This window comes from Burkholderia sp. 9777_1386 (assembly GCF_015712265.1).
GTDB classification, from domain to species: domain Bacteria; phylum Pseudomonadota; class Gammaproteobacteria; order Burkholderiales; family Burkholderiaceae; genus Burkholderia; species Burkholderia cenocepacia.
The window spans coordinates 85780-102755 of record NZ_JACCQB010000012.1; the positions used below are offsets into that span (position 1 = coordinate 85780).

A 16976-nucleotide genomic window follows, 5' to 3' on the forward strand; every position below is an offset into this window, starting at 1 on the left:
TGGGCAAGCATTCGAGGCGAGATCTGTCCAAAGACAATCGTGGGATAGCAGTACAACCTTGAGCATGCCGGCCCGATCAGACGGGGAGGGGAATAATCCTCGCTCCGGAGGGGATGGCCATGCCGAGCGCCTTGCCGGCCTTGTGCAGCACGGTCTGCCCGAGGTTGACCGTTGGTCTCCGTGCAGCGCGATTTCCGCCGTACTTGCGGTAGGTATACCACAGCACCTCGTCGCGCCGCTGATGTCCGGTGGCTCATTACGCCTCTTGCAGATAAGTCGCTAGAACAACATTGATTGTTGCGACGGGCTTCGTTACGCAGGGGTAACAACAGACCAACGAAATGACAGCAGAGTCGCAGCCTGGCAGAGGTGCCTTATTCAACGCGAACTGCACGATGTCGTAGACGACCAGAGAGGACGCCCTCGTGTTTCGAGCCGATTAGTTGCTGCTCGCAATTCGGTTTCGCGTTCGAAGATACGTTGTAAGACTTGGCCTACATAGTCGCTATCTCGAATAAGTCCCGGACGACAGATTAGGACTGAGCCCATCCCTACCATGAGTTTGTTTCCTGACAAACTGTAAGGAGTGGGAAAATGAACAAGACCTATCGCAGCATCTGGAACGCCGTGACCAACACATGGGCGGCGGCGGCCGAAACGGCGAAGTCGAATTCGAAGGGTTCGTCGCGCGCGGCGCGGCAAGCGGTGATCGCCCTCGCGCTGGGCGGTGCAGCAATCGGTGGCGCAGTTGCCGCCGAAGTTTGCACGACCAACGACGGGGAGAGCGGCATGATCGATACGGCCGGTGTATGTAACCCGTCCGCGGTCGGGGCACTCGGTACGATGGGGGCAGTCGGTACGATGGCCGCAATCGACGACACGTATATCAAGATCGGTACGTCATCCGGCGCCAACGCCGCACAAGCCGCTGCAAGCTCGATTGCCGTCGGCGCGAACACGAGCGCCTCCGGCACCTACTCGACAGCCTTCGGTAACAACACCCTCGCCAGCGGCAACAACAGCACGGCTATCGGCTTCACCGCGACTAGCACGGGCGGTGCGAGCGTGGCGTTCGGCGGCATAGCAAGCGCCGATCACGCTTCCGCATTGGGCTACGGCGCAACCGCCAGCCATAAGGAATCCGCGGCGGTCGGAACCGGTTCGGCTACTGACCGTGAGAACAGCGTATCGGTCGGTTCATCGGCGTTGCGCCGACAGATCACCAACGTGGCAGCCGGTACGCAGGACACCGACGCGGTGAACCTCGGTCAGATGAACGCCGAACTGTCGAAGAAGGTCGATAACGCATACGTCAAGGTGAACGGCACCGTCGAAGCAACCGCGACGGTCGCTGGTGCAATCGCAATCGGCAACAACGCCCACGCCGATGCGACAGGCGCGGCCTATGCAGCAACCGCGATCGGTAACAATGCCAATGCTATCGGTAATGCTCTTGCCGTTGGCGCGAGCTCGAACGCCGTGAGTCGCGGCGTGGCAATCGGGGGGGGCGCAAGTGCAAGCGCCAATCGAACCACGGCTCTTGGCTATCTGACGAAGGCAACCGCTGAGAACGCCGTTGCCATTGGCGGTAGCGCAAGCGCTCAAGACGTCAACAGTGTCGCGCTCGGCGTCAGCTCGACCACGGATCGCGAAAACTCCGTGTCGGTCGGCTCGGCGGCGCTGCAGCGACAGATCACCAACATGGCTGCCGGCACGAAGTCGACCGACGCCGTGAACGTCTCGCAGCTTGAACCGGTCGTGGCCGCACTCGGCGGAAGCGCGGCGATCGATCCGACGACCGGCATCGTCACGGGGCCGACGTACACGCTCGCCAACGGCGGCTCGCAGACGACCATCGGCGGTGCGCTCGGCGCCCTCGATACTGCGCTGACGACCACGAATGGCAACGTGACTGCCCTTACTGGCCGCATGGACACCGCGGAAAGCGACATCGGTGACCTGCAAGCCGCAGTGGGCTCGGGTTCTGTCGGCCTGGTGCAGCAAGCCGACGCTGGCGCAAACCTGACCGTGGGCAAGGACACCGACGGCGCAGCGGTCAATTTCACCGGCACGGCGGGTGCACGCAAGCTTGCCGGGGTAGCGACCGGTGACGTGTCGGCGACGAGCACCGAAGCGGTGAACGGTTCGCAGTTGCATGGAGCGTCCGAAAGCGTTGCGTCGGCGATCGGCGGTGGTACGGTGGTCAACCCGGACGGCTCGATCTCTGCGCCGAGCTTCACGGTCGGCGACGGCAGCGGCGGCACGAAGGTCGTCAACTCGGTCGGGGACGCTGTGACCAATCTCGATGGACGTGTGACGGTCAACGAAGGCGCGATCACGAAGCTTGCGAACGAGGTCGGTAGCGGCACGCTTGGCCTCGTTCAGCAGGCCAGTGCGGGCGATGACCTCACGGTCGGCAGGAGCACCGACGGGGCTGCGGTGAACTTCACCGGCACCGCGGGCGCGCGCAAGCTAGCAGGCGTGGCAGCCGGCGACGTGTCGGCAACGAGCAACGAAGTGGTGATCGGCTCGCAACTGCACGGCGTGTCCGGAAGCGTCGCATCAGCAATCGGCGGTGGCGCAACAGTCAACCCGGACGGCTCCGTCTCCGCACCGAGCTTTACGGTCGGCGATGGTAGCGGCGGCACGAAGATTGTTAACTCGGTAGGGGATGCGGTGACCAATCTCGATAGTCGCACGACGATCAATGAGGGTTCCATCACGAATCTCGCGACGCAGATCGGCAACGGCACGCTCGGCCTCGTCCAGCAGGATCCGACGACCGGCGCGATCTCGGTTGGCGCGGCCAGCAGCGGCGCCGTGGTGAACTTCGCCGGCACCGGCGGTGCACGCGTACTGTCTGGCGTCGCGAACGGCGTCGCCGATGACGATGTCGTGACGGTGTCGCAACTGCGCGCTACTGGTCTGATTGACTATACGGGCAAGGAAGTCGGCGCGGTGACCTACGACAGCGGTCTTTCGTTCGACAGCGTGACTTTTGCGGGCACGAATGGCACGAAACTGATGCGGGTCGCGGCGGGTGACATCAGCGCGACGAGCATGGATGCGATCAATGGCAGCCAACTCTATGCTCTGCAGGAAGAGTTCGCGAAGCAGTACGGCGATCTGTCGGGTCGCGTTGGCGAGCTCGAGGCAGGTAACTCCGGCGGTGGTGGTGGCGCCCCAGGTATCGGTGGCCCGGGTACCGGCGGTCCCGGCTCGATCGTCGTCGGCGACGGCGCGGACGCGTCCGGCTCCAACAGCTCGGCGATTGGCCAGGGAGCGGTTGCATCGGGCAACAACGGTTCGGCCATTGGTCAAGGTGCAGTCGCTTCGGGTAGTAACGGCACGGCCATCGGTCAAGGCGCTGTTGCCTCCGGCGACAACAGCACGGCGGTCGGCCAGAACGCGAAAGCATCCGGCAACAACTCGGTTGCGCTCGGTGCAGGCTCGGTCGCGGATCGCGACAACGCGGTATCGGTCGGCTCGGCGGGCAACGAACGTCAGATCACGAACGTCGCGGCAGGTACGGCGCCGACCGATGCGGTCAATGTGCAGCAGTTGAACGACAACATCAACAGCGTGCGTTCGGAGATCGACAGCAATCGACGTGACGCGGCCGGCGGGACAGCTAGTGCGGTTGCGATCGCCAACCTTCCGCAGGCATCGCTGCCTGGCGAAAGCATGGTGTCGGTTGCTGGCGGGACGTACAGCGGTGAATCGGCGGCAGCGTTTGGGGTGTCGACCGCGACCCGGAATGGCAAGTGGGTCATCAAGGCGTCCGGTTCGACCAACACTCGCGGGACCGTAGCCGTTGGTGCGGGTGTGGGGTACCGCTGGTAAGCGGTCAGCTGGCTCTAATGCGTACGAGAGCTGTGTCTCGCCCGATCCTTGTTCACGCCTCCTTTCAGTGAGGGCGATGCGGTGATCGTGCGCAACTTAGGGGGAGGGCTCCGGAGTACCGGAGCCCTTTTTTCATGCAGCGTTGCAGAGAGCGTCGCCGCAGGTGCGCCAATGTGCTTCAAATGCAGCCGCAATACTTTGTAGCAGAACGCAATTGGCGTTACCCATGAAGAGAAATCAGCTCGCGTTGAGGCGACCTTGGAGTTCCTGGATTTCAGCTCTCAATTGGGCAATGACCTCTGCCGACTCAGTTCTCGAGTTTGCCGATTCAGCTCTCAGGTCGGCAATGACCCTTTCCGACTCGGCTCTCAATTCAGCAATGACCCTTTCCGATTCGACGTGAAGTGCGTGTTGAAGTTGGCCGACAGTCGCCGCGTCCGTCAACTGTTCTCCGTCCGCAACATTGACGATTTGACGCAGCTGCGTTGCCGTACCGACAGACAGCGTATTCGGGAGATTTGCTACAGAGCTGAAGCCAATCGCTATACTGTTTTCGCCGCTAGCGGTCGCTGAGCTGCCGATAGCAATGGATCGCTGCGGGGTTGCGTTTGCTCTCCAACCAAGCGCAATTGTGCCCCACGCACTAGCTTGTGTATTGCGGCCCAGTGCAGTTGCGCCCTCTCCCGTGGCCGTCGCGGCATAGCCAATGGCGGTAGCCGCGAAGTTGCCGCCCGCTGGCCCCCCGACTGCTGCGTTACCGATCGCGATGGAGTTTGCGCTTGCGGTGGCCGCTGTATTGATACCTTTGACGTCGATGTAAGTTCTGTCTACCTTCGCCAACAGGGCGGTATTCATTTGGCGCCGATTGACCGCGTCCGCGTCCTGTACGCCATCTGCAACGCCCGTCAACCTGCGCTCAGCCGTGGAGCCCCGGAAGTCGACCGCCGCGCCGTTGGTCGCCGCGCCCACGGTCAAATTTGCATCTGCACTCGATTGCTGCACCAGACCCGCCGTTCCACTTTCGAGCTCGTTCAACTTCACGTCAATCGCCGCGAGATCATCCTCGACGATTTTCACGCGATCGCTGAGGTTGCTCACGCTGGTGTTCAAGTTGGTGACGTCGGCAGCATTTTTCGCGACAATCTCATTGGTGGCGTGCAGTTGACTGCCGTTCACCGCGTGAGTACTTGCAGTCGACAGTTCACCTTCGGCCACGCCCATCAGCCTGCGTGCACCGTCCGTGCCGGCGAAGTTCGCCGACGTGCCCGCACGGTCCGCTGCCACGGTGATCGCATTCGTGTCCGGGTTCTGCTGGACAAGGCCGACCTCGCCGCTGACAAGCTCGTTGCGGATATTCGTAACTGCCGTTTCGTTTTCCGTTACCCGCGCGTCGATGGCGTCCACACGGGTAGACAGATTCTTGACGTTGACGTTGGTGGCGTTCAGTTGCTTGCCGTTCACCGCGTCGTTGCTGGCGCTCGATACCTCGCCTTCGGCGACGCCCATCAGCTTGCGTGCACCGTCCGTGCCGGCGAAGTTGGCCGACGTGCCGCCGTGGTCCGCTGCCACGGTGATCGCATTTGTGTCCGGGTTCTGCTGGACAAGGCCGAGCTCGCCGTTGCCCAGTTCGTTACGGATGTTCGTGACCGCCGTTTCGTTGCTCGTCACACGCGCATCGACGCCATCCAACCGCGTTGACAGGTTTTTCACGTTGACGTTGGTGGCGTTCAGTTGCTTGCCGTTGACCGCGTCGTTGCTGGAACTCGATAGTTCGCCTTCGCCAACGCCCGTCAGTTTGCGCACGCCATCCGTGCCGGCGAAGTTGGCCAAGGTGCCATCGCTGCCTGCGGCCACCGTGATCGCTTTCGTCACCTTGTCTTGCTGGACCAGGCCAACCTCGCCGTTGCCCAGCTCGTTGCGGATGTTCGTGACCGCCGTTTCGTTGTTCGCCACACGCGCATCGACGTCATCCACTCGGGTTGACAGGTTTTTCACGTTGACGTTGGTGGCGTACAGTTGCTTGCCATTGACCGCGTCGTTACTGGCACTCGACAGTTCGCCTTCGGTCACCCCGGTCAGTTTGCGATCGCCGTCCGTGCTGGTAAAGTTGACCGCCGCACCATCGGTAGCTTTGCCGACGGTAAGATCCGCCCCCTCTGACGCTTGCTGCACCAAGCCGATCGCACCGCCGTTCAGGTCGGCGCGGATTTGCGTGATGTCTTGGGTATTGTTCTCCACCTGGACGCTGATGCCTTCCACAGTGGTGTTGAGTGTCGTCACCCGGCCGTCGACGGTGTTCAGTTGGCGAAGATTCACGGCGTCAGTGGGTTGCGTACCATCACCCACGTTGACGATCCGGCGCTGCGTGGTGGTGTTGCCGATGGAGACCGTATTCGCTGCACCTGCGATACTGTAGGAGCCGAGCGCAACGGCGTTTGTGGCGGTCGCGGTTGCATCGGTGCCGAATGCTACCGATGTGCCTCCGGTCGCCGTCGCCCCTGAACCCAACACGGCACCAACGCCAGCCGCGTATGCATTGACGCCGACGACTACTGTCCCGGAGTTAACGTTCCGGCTGCCCGAACCGATCACGATCGCGCCGTTGCCGCTCGCAGTCGTGCCGTCGCCAAGTGCAATGGAACCGGATGCAACGGAACCGACGCCACCGTCCAGCACGCGCGCGTTATTGCCGATCGCAATAGCGTTGGTCGGGGAGACAAGGTTGCTCTGGGTTACGGCCGCCCTGTTACCGATCGCAATGCTGTTGTCGGCTCCGGCACGCGCGTTCGCACTCACACCGATTGCGATCGAACCAATGGCGTTCGCTTGCGCCGAAGTCGCGAGGGCCAGTGAATCGTTCGCGCCCGCCACTGCGGACCGCCCCAACGATGTCGAATTGTTTCCCGCCGCACGGGCACCCACGCCAATTGCGACAGTCTCCGCGCTAGTCGCGCTCGCGAGTGTGCCGAGCGCCATGGCATTCACTCCGGTCGCTACGGTGTTTCCGCCGAGCGCCACGGCCGAAATGTTGTTGGCGTTTGCGTTCGCGCCAATTGCAGTTGCGCTTCCGCCTGCCTTCGCCGGGATCGCACTCGCATACGTGCCAGTATTAGTCACCACGTATTGATTGAGTTCCGCCTTCACGTCGACGATCGCTGTATTCATCTGGCCGAAGTTCACAGCGTCTGTGCCATTCACACCGGCGGCTACGTTGACAATCCGTCGCTGCGTGGCGGAGGTGCCGACTGATACAGTGTTGGCTGTATCCGCAACCGATCCTGCGCCAAGCGCTACGGCGTTCGTGCCATTCGCAGTGACTTGTGCAACCGCGCCTATAGCTGTGCCGTTGTCAGCTAGCACGCGGGATACATGGCCCAGCGCCGTACCCGAACCTGCATTGACAGTAGCGGCGTTGCCCCATGCATTGCTGCCGGTGCCGCTGACGGTGGCTCCGTTGCCGATGGCGCTGCTGTTGGATGAATTGGTCAGTTGACCACCAATGTTGCGCTGTATGACCTTGGCGGTGTGACCGATCGCGGTGTTGTAAGCACCCGCATTTGCGTTGGTGGAATTGCCGCCTGTACTTGCGTCGAAGCCGATCGCCACCGATGAAATGCCGGTGCTCGCGTTTGCACCGAATGCGGCAGAATTCCCTCCTTCTGAGATGGAGCCAGCCCCTACAACAATGCTGTTGGTACCGGAGCTAGTGGAGCTGCGGCCAATGGCGATTGAATTTTCGCCGCTCGCAGTCGAATAAGCACCTAATGCGGTTGCTGCCTCGTTGCGCGCACTGGCGCTTAGCCCAATCGATATTGCCCAATAACCTATGGCAGTTGCTGGCGTCCCAATTGCAATGGCCGGCCTGTAGGCATTCCCGACCAACCCTCCCGTTGCCGTACCACCCTGACCAAGCGCTATGTCGTAGGCGTAACTCGCGACCGGAGGACGACTGCTCGCGTTGGTCGTATTCACGTTGAGCACTGCATCGCCCGATGCCTTGATCCCGATCGAACCCGTCGAGTCGCTGGAGGTCGTGTCCAATGCGTGCTTCTCGGCTTGGCGTGCCGTTTCGCCATTGAGTTTGTCGTCGCGTCCATTGGTTGCTTCATTAGCATTTGCCATGATCAGTTCCATGCAAGAGTAGTGGTCGGCTGAGTTGCCCCGACCCGGATACTTCAGGCGCAATATCGCTATTGCTCCTGAAGCGAACGATGATCGGCGATAAGCCGATCACACTGAAATCGGCGCACACGATGACGTGCGCCTACACCGTCGATCGCAAGAATTTCCAGCTTCCCGTGCCTTGTCCGGCGCGATTCGAAGTGGCGTGTGTGTACACCGCATACTTCGTATTGGTTCCCCTCCGGAACGCCTTGGTGGTTTGCCCCTCGAAGACATGGCAGGTGTCCAGGAAGCCGCCTTTGGCGTGGTTGTATTCGTTGCGTAACGTGACCTGGTCACCGATCTTTACCGGGGCGCCGGCGGCACCGGAAAGCACGACCCAGTCCAGGGTCTTGTGGGCGCCGCGGCTTGTCTTGTCCGCGGTAGACACGTTATAGAGTTCGGGGGCGCTGGCATGCCCGTTCGTGTCGAGATAGCCGCCGTTGTTGCCGTACGAGTTGAACAACCGGATGGCGTCGCCGCTGAGGACTGCCGTGCCCTTTGCCTTTCCGGTCACGGATTCGACGATCCAGGTGCCGCTGCCGCCATCCCGGGTCGGTGAGCCGGACGTGATGACGCCGTGTTTGGCGCCAGCTTGCCTGGCGTAGTCATAGGTATCGAGATAGCCGCCATTCCAGTTGTTGTAGCCGTTCAGGAGGTGAACCCTGTCGCCGTACTTCAACGTATTGGCGTCGATTTGCGGGACGCCGCCAGCTTGAGCGCCCGGACTTGTGCCGCCAGGCTGGGCTGGCTGACCTCCGCCGGCGACCTGATCTGCCGGACCGTTGCCGCCTGGCTGGGCCGCCGGGCCGTCACCCGGTGCTTGCGTCGCCGGCTTGCCATCGCCTGCCTCAGCCTGCTGACCTCCACCGGTTGCCTGGTCTGACGAACTTTCACCGCCTGTTTGCGCTTCATGCTCTCCGGTCGATTGCTCGACCGCTTTGTCGATCGGCCACTGGAGCAGGACGATGCCGTCGTTATAGTCGGTGCCGGTCTGGCGATCCTCCGTGACGACGATGCCGAAATTGACGGTGAACGGCGTGCCATTTGCGGATTTGCCGCTGATGGGCGCCAGCCGAGCGTCGGCGGCGGACAGTTTGCCGTCGACCCACACCTCCACCCGAATCTTGCCGTTGCCGGAATTCAGGGTGGCCTCGCGCGTGCCGTCACGTGTGGTCAGCTTGTACTCCGCGGCCGGTTCCGCACTGTCGCCGATAAACAGCTTGATGTGCTGCTGGTAGTCCGGCGGGGAGTTGGCAAAAAAGATCGCGCGAAAATCGGTGTTGGGTGGCAGCGTGAAGTTGGCGTTTCGATCGGAGAACGGTTTGAAGTCGGACATGATTGGCTCCGGAAATGGATAGGCGCGATACGATCGGATAGCTGATCGAAGGACCGCTGCTCATTGACGTGGCTGTCTGGGCCTGGCGTGTCGGCACGTTTCTGGCCCGCGGCTTGCCGTCGTCAGTCGCTGCCTTGGCTATGTCGACATCCGCGCTGCAATCGGTCGACACCACAGGGAGCGGCGTGCGTCTTGAATGGAGACGCGGTCTTCGACGGCGTTGCATGGCTGCAATACCGCTGACCTGCCCGGGCAACTGACAGGTCAGCGGTCGTCACTCGGTCAGCCAATCGGCCACTGGAGCACGACGATGCCGTCGTTGTAGTCGCTGTCGTGGCGGTCCTCGGAGACGGTGATGCCGAAATTGACCTCGAAATCCTTGCCGTCTTTGGATTTGCCCTTGATCGGCGCGAGCCGTGCGTCGGTGGCGGACGGCTCGCCGTTGACCGACACCTCCACCCGAACCTTGCCGTCGCTGCCGGAATCCAGCGTGGCTTCGCGCGAACCGTCACGGGTGGTCAGCTTGTGATAAAGGGCCGGCGTTTCGCTGTCGCCGATAAAAATCTTGATGTGCTGCTGTTCCGCGGCATTGGCCCAGAGAACGGCCCGGAATTTCGTGTTGGGCGGCAGCGTGAAGTTGGCGTTTCGATCGGAGAACGGTTTGAAGTCGGACATGATTGGCTCCGGAAGTGGATACGGGTAATGCAATGGCGTTCGTGCCTGAAGAAGGATTGCCGCTTGACGTGGCTAGAGAAAACTATATAAAAAAAATCGAAAAAATATTCAATTCCTCGATGAATTGATTTTCCGATTGAAATGAGTCGGTGGATTGTTGATCCTTTGTGATTGTTTTTCTGCCGTAAATGCGAGTTCTGGGATTCGCTATTCGACACATGCCGATTATTCAATTTCTCTGAATGCTGACCGAGGGTGTTTCGATCTGGCTGCGCCATGCTCGAACGCATGCCATCAAGCAACGAAGCCTGCCTTGATGGTGGACGCTCGTCTCGCGACGACTTTCAAGGGCCTCTTTTTCTGTCGAATTGAGCGATACCAGCGGTGCTGGCTGGTTTAAGCCGGATAAACTGGATGTGGACTGACAATCATTGCCGCCTGAACATGACCCTGGCCGGATTTACCCCCAAAGCGGCGGCTGGCCGTGGCCGCTTGGTTCCTGCTTCCGGGCCCGTCGCAAAGGGATTGCCGGCGCGTCCCGCGACATCATGTAGCCGATGTGTTCCGATTGCGAAAAGGATACGTCGGAGGCGGTCGGAGCCCGGGACGGGGCGGTGTCCGGTGGGGGATCCTCGTATTTCATGATTTTTTTGTTAATCGTTTGATCGACGAATAAATTATGCCGAGCAGAGAAAGAAGGGTTCCGATACAGACGAGTTGTATCGAAATGATCGCCGGATGTGCTATTGATAAGGAATCGTCGGTGCTGCTGGCATATCTCAATGGGAACATCAGGATATAAGCCGTACCCGTCGCTCCGGCGAGTGACATAAATGCGCATGTCAGCCAGTACCATCTACCCGGACCAGCGTGGCCGATAGCCTCGATGATCGATTCGATGATGATCAAGGCAACGACGAGTATTTCAAAAATGAACAATGCTCCTTTGAACATCGGTTTTCCTTGTGATTGGCGTGGAATGGCCATGTCCGGCGCGACCGGCTGGGGGATGATTATCGTGCCAGCATGTCTGCGGGAAAGAATAGAGTCTCGGGGTCTACGCGTCCAACTTGTACGGCGGATTAAACCGGCCGATGCAATCCATCGGGCACCGCGTAAGCAGCGGGGGCTGAAACCGGATTTCCCGCACGCCCGGGGCGCGGATGCCGGACGCGCAGACCAGTCGCCACGCCGCGCGGCGTGGCGACGCTCATCACGCGGCCGCGACTCAACCCAGCGGCCAGTTCAGGATCGCAATCCCGTCGTTGTAGTCGCCGTCGCCGCCATCTTCCGATCCGACCAGCCCGAAGTAGGTCTTCTTGAAGATGTCGACCTGGCGCGAGCCGATCTTCGACGGCTTGCCGTTCGCCGTCACGACTACCCGCACCTTCCCCTTGCCCGAGTTCACGATCTGCGTGTTCAGGTTCGCGTCCTGCGTGCCGGCGCCCTGGAACGTCGCGGCCGGTTTCGGGTTGTCGTCGACGAAGACCTCGATCGTCTGCGGTGCGGACGAATTGACCAGCGCGGTCACGCCGAATGCGATGTTCGGCGGCAGGTTGAAGACGCCGTCGCGTTCGCCGCCGCCGGTCGGCACGGGCTCCGGCTGCACGGGTTGCGGTGTCGCTTTCGAGAAGTAATTGACTACCGCGCCGACGCCGAACTTCGCCGCGGCACCGGGCAACACGCCCGGCGCGCCGGCCCACGTCACCGTGCAGGCAACGACCTCGCCTGCCGCATCGGTTTTCACCTTGTTCTGCCAGCTGCCGACGTCGAAGCTGTACGGGATCGTCGCGATATCGACGAACACGTCGTATTGCGGCAGTTTCTCGACGAGCTGCGCGGTCATGAACTGACGCATCCGGTCGAGCACGGCCTGATCGCCGTTGGCCTGCACGGCAGTGGCGTCGTTGCCCGCGAGTTGCAGCAGCGCGTAAAGGTCGTCGTGGGTAAAGGGTTGTGACATGTCGTCCTCGTCTGGATGGAAGGTTCCGCATCGCGTGACCGGCGAACGGATTTCACCGGACCGCGCGCGGTGTACAGCAGTGGGACTGCAAATGACTGCTCGAACGATGCGCAATGCGTGGCTGGCCCCGTCGCCATTGCGATGTTTCGTGATGGCCGTCGATCAACCCAGCGGCCAGTTCAGGAACACGATGCCGTCGTTGTAATCGTCGTCGGCGCCGTCTTCCGATCCGACGATCCCGAAGTACGACTTCTTGAAAATGTCGACCTGTCGCGAACCGAGCCGAGACGGCTTGCCGTTCGCCATCACGATCACGCGCACGCGTCCGTTGCCGGAATCGAGCACCTTCGTGCCGAGGTTCTGGTCCAGTGCGCCGGCGCCCTTGAACGTCGCGGCCGGCTTCGGGTCGTCGTCGATGTAGATGTCGATCGTCTGGTCGTTCGCCGCGTGGGTGAGCGCGGTCACGCCGAACTTGATGTGCGGCGGGAGATTGAACGTGCCGTCGCGTTCGCCGCCGCCGCCGATGTTGCCCGATTCGCCGCCACCGGTTTCGGCGCCCGGATTGGCGCCACCTTGCGACGACGAGGGCGCGGCCGTTTCCCCGATCGCTGACAGGCTCGCGTACGAATCGATGTGCATCGCGCTGCCGCGCACGCTTTTCCACTGGCCCTTCACGAACGTGACGCCGCTGCCGACGTCGATCGTCGCGACGAGCGTGAACGGCATGCGGCCGGTGCTTTCGGGCACTTTCGACGAATACGTGAAGCAGCCGTCCGCGACGACGCCCTGGTTCGTCGCGATCGCGAAATAGATGCCTGGGAAGTTGTTGCCGGTCGCATAAGGCGTCGGCACGTTGAGGATGACCTGCAGTTTCCCGTCGCGAATCCCGGCCTTCGCGATGTCGATGTAGAGGCCGGGGATGTCGACGTAAGCCTCGGACGTCACGACGGGCGCGCTGACGATCGAAGCCGAAAGGAGCGGCATGGAAGTCTCCGGTGATGAGGCGGTTCTGGATCGGATGAGATCCCGCTGAACGCGACGCAAACCCGCCAGCCGCCTGGGAGGCGGCCGGCGGCGGTCGGTCGTCGAACGAGCGTCAGATCAGCCGATCGGCCACTGGAGCACGACGATCCCGTCGTTGTAGTCGCTGTCGTGGCCGTCTTCCGACACGACGATCCCGAAGTTGACCGTGAACGGCGAGCCGTCCGACTTCTTGCCGTTGATCGGCGCGAGGCGCGCGTCGGTCGGCGACGGCTTGCCGTTCACCGACACTTCGAAACGGATCTTGCCGTTGCCGGAATTCAGCTTGGCTTCGCGCGGGCCGTCGCGCGTCGTCAGCTTGTGATACGCGGCGGGTTCCTGGCTGTCGCCGATAAACAATTTGATGTGCTGCTGCTCGGCGGCATTCGCGAAGAAAATCGCGCGGAAATCGGTATTCGGCGGAATCGAAAACTCGCCGGCGCGGTTGGATGACGTTTGAGAGTCGGCCATGCTGTTCTCCTGTGACTTGTTAGATAAGGCCAGGGGCCTCGTCGCGCAAACGTTTGCCGTTTGAAACGCGACATGCCGAGCATGACGAAAAATAAATAAAAAAATATTCGGATGAGAATGGTTATTGTTCAGTAATTCGAAAAACAGCGCTAATCGATTTAATGAAATGTGTTTAATGGGGAGGGTTTCGATATATTTGAGAAATTATATCGATGCGTGTATCGCTTTCCTGAATGATGCGAGGGCGCGCAACGCGAGGGGGACAGGAGAGGCGGGGGCAATCGGACTTCGGAGCAGACGCTCGGCGTTCGCATATGGCAGCGTTTCGTTTCAACATCGGCATCTCTGTCGTGGCCGCGCCCACCGGCCACCGTCGAACGCCCACACCGAAGCCCGATTGCAAGGAGGGGTGTGCGGCGCCGGCGAAGAGGATGGACCGACTCACTCCGAACATGAATAGGACCTCACCGGCACCGCACCCGTGAAGCATATCGACCGGGCAAGCCGCCGCCTATCGGACGGGACTGATTTTGCGCAAACGCGCGCATCGAGGACGGAGCGGGATGGATGCGTACCGGGTTGACAGCCGTGGCCACCCTGTGATTTGATGCCGGTCATGCACGCCGCCCAGTTCCTCTTCTCGCTACGACTACTAGCCCGCTTCTCCGGGCTGGGTCTGCGGCTGCGCGCTTTCCATCTGCTTCTTTCCTGAAGCGCCAGATTTTCCCCGCATCACCGACCTGGCCCCGGTTGTCGACCGGCGCCTGAGTTCGTCTTTCTTCCGTCACCACTCCGCTCCGTCCCGGTCGCCCAACCGCCAAGGCCGTCGTTTGCCGTACCGCTTTGCCGTTGTGCCGCTTTTTTGCCGTTTTCACCGCTGCGCACGTAGCCGGCTCCCGATGCCGATGGCTGCCGCGCCGCGCTTCACCGACAAACAGACCGAGGACCGACATCATGATGCTGAAGAACCCCGCGACGAAATACCGACCGTTCACGCCCGTCAACCTGCCCGACCGCACGTGGCCGTCGCGCACGATCACGCAGGCGCCGATCTGGATGAGCACCGACCTGCGCGACGGCAACCAGGCGCTGTTCGAGCCGATGGACGCCACGCGCAAGATGCGGATGTTCAAGACGCTGGTGGCGATCGGTTTCAAGGAGATCGAGGTCGCGTTCCCGTCCGCGTCCGAAACCGACTTCAACTTCGTCCGCGAGCTGATCGAGGGCGGCCACATTCCCGACGACGTGACGATCGAAGTGCTGACGCAGGCGCGCGACGACCTGATCGAGCGCACCTTCGCGTCGCTGCGCGGCGCGAAGCGCGCGATCGTGCACCTGTACAACGCGACCGCGCCGGAATTCCGCAAGATCGTGTTCAACCTCGATCGCGACGGCGTGAAGCAACTGGCGGTGAACGCGGCGCGCACGATCAAGCGATGCGCCGATGCGGCGACCGACACGCAATTCACGCTGCAGTACAGCCCGGAAACGTTTACGGCGACCGAACTCGATTTCGCGAAGGAAGTCTGCGACGCGGTGTTCGACGTGTGGCAGCCGACGCCCGAGCGCAAGTCGATCGTGAACCTGCCGGCCACGGTGGAAATCGGCACGCCGAATTACTACGCGGACCAGATCGAGTGGATGCACCGCAACCTCGCGCGTCGCGATTCGCTGATCCTGTCGGTGCACCCGCACAACGACCGCGGCACCGCGGTCGCGGCGGCCGAGCTCGCGGTGATGGCCGGCGCAGACCGGATCGAGGGCTGCCTGTTCGGCAACGGCGAACGCACGGGTAACGTCGATCTCGTGACGCTCGCGCTGAACCTGTACACGCAGGGCGTCGATCCGGGCCTCGATTTCTCGCAGATCAACGAAGTCGCGCGCACGTCGGAGGAATGCACGCAGTTGCCGGTCCACCCGCGTCATCCGTATGTCGGCGACCTCGTGTTCACCGCGTTCTCCGGCTCGCACCAGGACGCGATCAAGAAGGGCTTCGCGGTACAGCGCGCGGACACCGTATGGGAAGTGCCGTACCTGCCGATCGATCCGAACGATCTCGGCCGCACGTACGATTCGATCATTCGCGTGAACAGCCAGTCGGGCAAGGGCGGGATCGCGTACCTGCTCGAACAGGGCTACGGCGTCGCGCTGCCGCGCCGCATGCAGGTCGATTTCAGCGCGGCCGTGCAGCGCCTGACCGACGAGAGCGGGCACGAGGTGACGAGCGCGCAGATCTGGGCGCTGTTCCAGCAGGAATACGTCGAAAGCGACACGCCGCTGCGTTACGTCAGCCATGAGCTGACCGAACGCGACGGCCGCGAGACGATCGTGCTGATCGCCGACGTGCACGGCGAGCGCCGTGTGCTGCGTGGGGAAGGCAACGGCCCGCTCGATGCGCTGATGCATGCATTGCACACGCCGCTGCGGATTCAGCATTACGAGGAACGCGCGCTGTCGCAAGGCGCCGATGCGAAAGCGATCGCGATCGCCGAGCTGGCCGGTACGGGCGTGCGCGGCAGCGCGTTCGGTGTCGGCGTCGATGCGAACCTGACGACGGCGTCGATTCGTGCGGTGATCAGCGGCGTGAACCGCGCGTATGCCCGTGCGGATGAAGTTGTGCAGGCAACCTTCTTTGCCGAACAGCCGGCGGTGCAGGCCGTCGCATAAGCGGGTCGAAACCCGGGCGGGCGAGCCGGCCCGGGTTTTCCTTTCAGATCACGGCGTGCGCGTGCGCGCCGTCAGGGCAGCAGCCCGAGCATCGCGGCCTTGGTGGCCGCATGCGTCTTGTTCATCGCGTCCAGCTTCACGACGGCGTTCTGCAGGTGGAACTTCACCGTTCGCTCCGCGATCCCGAAGATCATCCCGATCTCGTAGGCCGTCTTGCCGTCGGCCGTCCACGCCAGTACCTCGCGCTCGCGCAGCGTCAGCCCGGTGCCGACCGGTGCGATCGGATCGGCGAGGCGCGGCATCAGGTATGCGTGCGCCGCATGCGCGAGGCTCGCGCACGGTGCGCGCAATCGCGAGATTTCATCCGCGTCGAGCGGCGTCGTGTCGCGCACGAGCGTCAGCACGCCGAGATTGCCGGCCCGGTCGTAGCCGCCGTGCGACCAGCCGTAACGCATCCCGAAGCACGCCGCGTCGTGCCAGAACGCGGTGTCGCCCGGCTCGTCGAACGCATTCCATACGACCGGCCGCGGCTGGCTCGCGACCCGCTTGATGATCGGATCGATCGTCACGTAGCCGAATTTCACATAACGGTGTTCCCATTCGCGTGGATGATTGCCGACGATCTGCAGGTCGGGCCGGGCGAGCGGCAGCGTGCGGCGCAAGCCGTACACGCAATACCGGAACCCGAGCGCGGCCGCGGCGGCGGCAATCGGCGGAAACGCGGCTTCCGCGGTGGGCGCGCGTTGTAGTGCGTCGAAACAGTCGTGCAGTATTGTCAGGTCCATCGGTGATCCTCGTCGGTGTGGGCGGGCCGTGCATTGCGGCCCGCGCGTATCC

Annotated in this window: 10 protein-coding genes; 2 read left to right on the forward strand and 8 right to left on the reverse strand. The window is 62.1% G+C overall.

What is annotated here, in order from left to right; translation table 11 throughout:
* The first annotated feature begins 594 nt into the window (after positions 1-594).
* Complete coding sequence (locus H0X91_RS12475; RefSeq protein WP_196433062.1) at positions 595-3843, forward strand: YadA-like family protein; 3249 nt, start codon at positions 595-597, stop codon at positions 3841-3843.
* A gap of 237 nt (positions 3844-4080) precedes the next feature.
* Here the strand turns inward: H0X91_RS12475 and H0X91_RS12480 are convergent, their stop codons facing one another.
* The 7 genes from H0X91_RS12480 to H0X91_RS12510 form a co-directional block, all read right to left on the reverse strand.
* Positions 4081-7977, reverse strand: coding sequence for a beta strand repeat-containing protein (locus H0X91_RS12480; protein WP_143263631.1), 3897 nt, complete (start codon positions 7975-7977; stop codon positions 4081-4083).
* A 130-nt stretch (positions 7978-8107) separates the two neighbouring features.
* Positions 8108-9343, reverse strand: a complete 1236-nt coding sequence (locus tag H0X91_RS12485; protein WP_196433063.1) for a fucose-binding lectin II — start codon at positions 9341-9343, stop codon at positions 8108-8110.
* A gap of 282 nt (positions 9344-9625) precedes the next feature.
* Entirely contained in the window at positions 9626-10018 is a 393-nt protein-coding gene (locus tag H0X91_RS12490; protein WP_023474824.1) for a fucose-binding lectin II, read from the reverse strand.
* A gap of 639 nt (positions 10019-10657) precedes the next feature.
* Positions 10658-11005 carry a hypothetical protein gene (locus H0X91_RS12495; protein ID WP_196433064.1) on the reverse strand — a complete coding sequence of 116 codons (348 nt, stop codon included), beginning with the start codon at positions 11003-11005 and terminating at the stop codon, positions 10658-10660.
* Positions 11006-11246: 241 nt separating this feature from the next.
* Positions 11247-11981, reverse strand: a complete 735-nt coding sequence (locus H0X91_RS12500) for a fucose-binding lectin II (protein ID WP_077178202.1) — start codon at positions 11979-11981, stop codon at positions 11247-11249.
* A gap of 162 nt (positions 11982-12143) precedes the next feature.
* Positions 12144-12965 carry a fucose-binding lectin II gene (locus H0X91_RS12505; RefSeq protein ID WP_196433065.1) on the reverse strand — a complete coding sequence of 274 codons (822 nt, stop codon included), beginning with the start codon at positions 12963-12965 and terminating at the stop codon, positions 12144-12146.
* 117 nt (positions 12966-13082) lie between these two features.
* On the reverse strand, positions 13083-13472 hold the full coding sequence (locus H0X91_RS12510; protein ID WP_023474822.1) for a fucose-binding lectin II: 390 nt from the start codon (positions 13470-13472) through the stop codon (positions 13083-13085).
* A gap of 957 nt (positions 13473-14429) precedes the next feature.
* Here H0X91_RS12510 and leuA point away from each other — a divergent pair.
* Positions 14430-16139, forward strand: a complete 1710-nt coding sequence (gene leuA, locus H0X91_RS12515; protein ID WP_196433078.1) for a 2-isopropylmalate synthase — start codon at positions 14430-14432, stop codon at positions 16137-16139.
* Positions 16140-16210: 71 nt separating this feature from the next.
* Here the strand turns inward: leuA and H0X91_RS12520 are convergent, their stop codons facing one another.
* Positions 16211-16924, reverse strand: coding sequence for an autoinducer binding domain-containing protein (locus H0X91_RS12520; RefSeq protein WP_011548593.1), 714 nt, complete (start codon positions 16922-16924; stop codon positions 16211-16213).
* Between the last annotated feature and the right edge of the window lie 52 nt (positions 16925-16976).

Excerpts from the sequence above, each read along its gene's own strand:
- H0X91_RS12475 (WP_196433062.1), top strand. The coding sequence starts at position 595 with ATGAACAAGACCTATCGCAGCATCTGGAACGCCGTGACCAACACATGG.
- H0X91_RS12480 (WP_143263631.1), bottom strand. The coding sequence starts at position 7,977 with ATGGAACTGATCATGGCAAATGCTAATGAAGCAACCAATGGACGCGAC.
- H0X91_RS12485 (WP_196433063.1), bottom strand. The coding sequence starts at position 9,343 with ATGTCCGACTTCAAACCGTTCTCCGATCGAAACGCCAACTTCACGCTG.
- H0X91_RS12490 (WP_023474824.1), bottom strand. The coding sequence starts at position 10,018 with ATGTCCGACTTCAAACCGTTCTCCGATCGAAACGCCAACTTCACGCTG.
- H0X91_RS12495 (WP_196433064.1), bottom strand. The coding sequence starts at position 11,005 with ATGGCCATTCCACGCCAATCACAAGGAAAACCGATGTTCAAAGGAGCA.
- H0X91_RS12500 (WP_077178202.1), bottom strand. The coding sequence starts at position 11,981 with ATGTCACAACCCTTTACCCACGACGACCTTTACGCGCTGCTGCAACTC.
- H0X91_RS12505 (WP_196433065.1), bottom strand. The coding sequence starts at position 12,965 with ATGCCGCTCCTTTCGGCTTCGATCGTCAGCGCGCCCGTCGTGACGTCC.
- H0X91_RS12510 (WP_023474822.1), bottom strand. The coding sequence starts at position 13,472 with ATGGCCGACTCTCAAACGTCATCCAACCGCGCCGGCGAGTTTTCGATT.
- leuA (WP_196433078.1), top strand. The coding sequence starts at position 14,430 with ATGCTGAAGAACCCCGCGACGAAATACCGACCGTTCACGCCCGTCAAC.
- H0X91_RS12520 (WP_011548593.1), bottom strand. The coding sequence starts at position 16,924 with ATGGACCTGACAATACTGCACGACTGTTTCGACGCACTACAACGCGCG.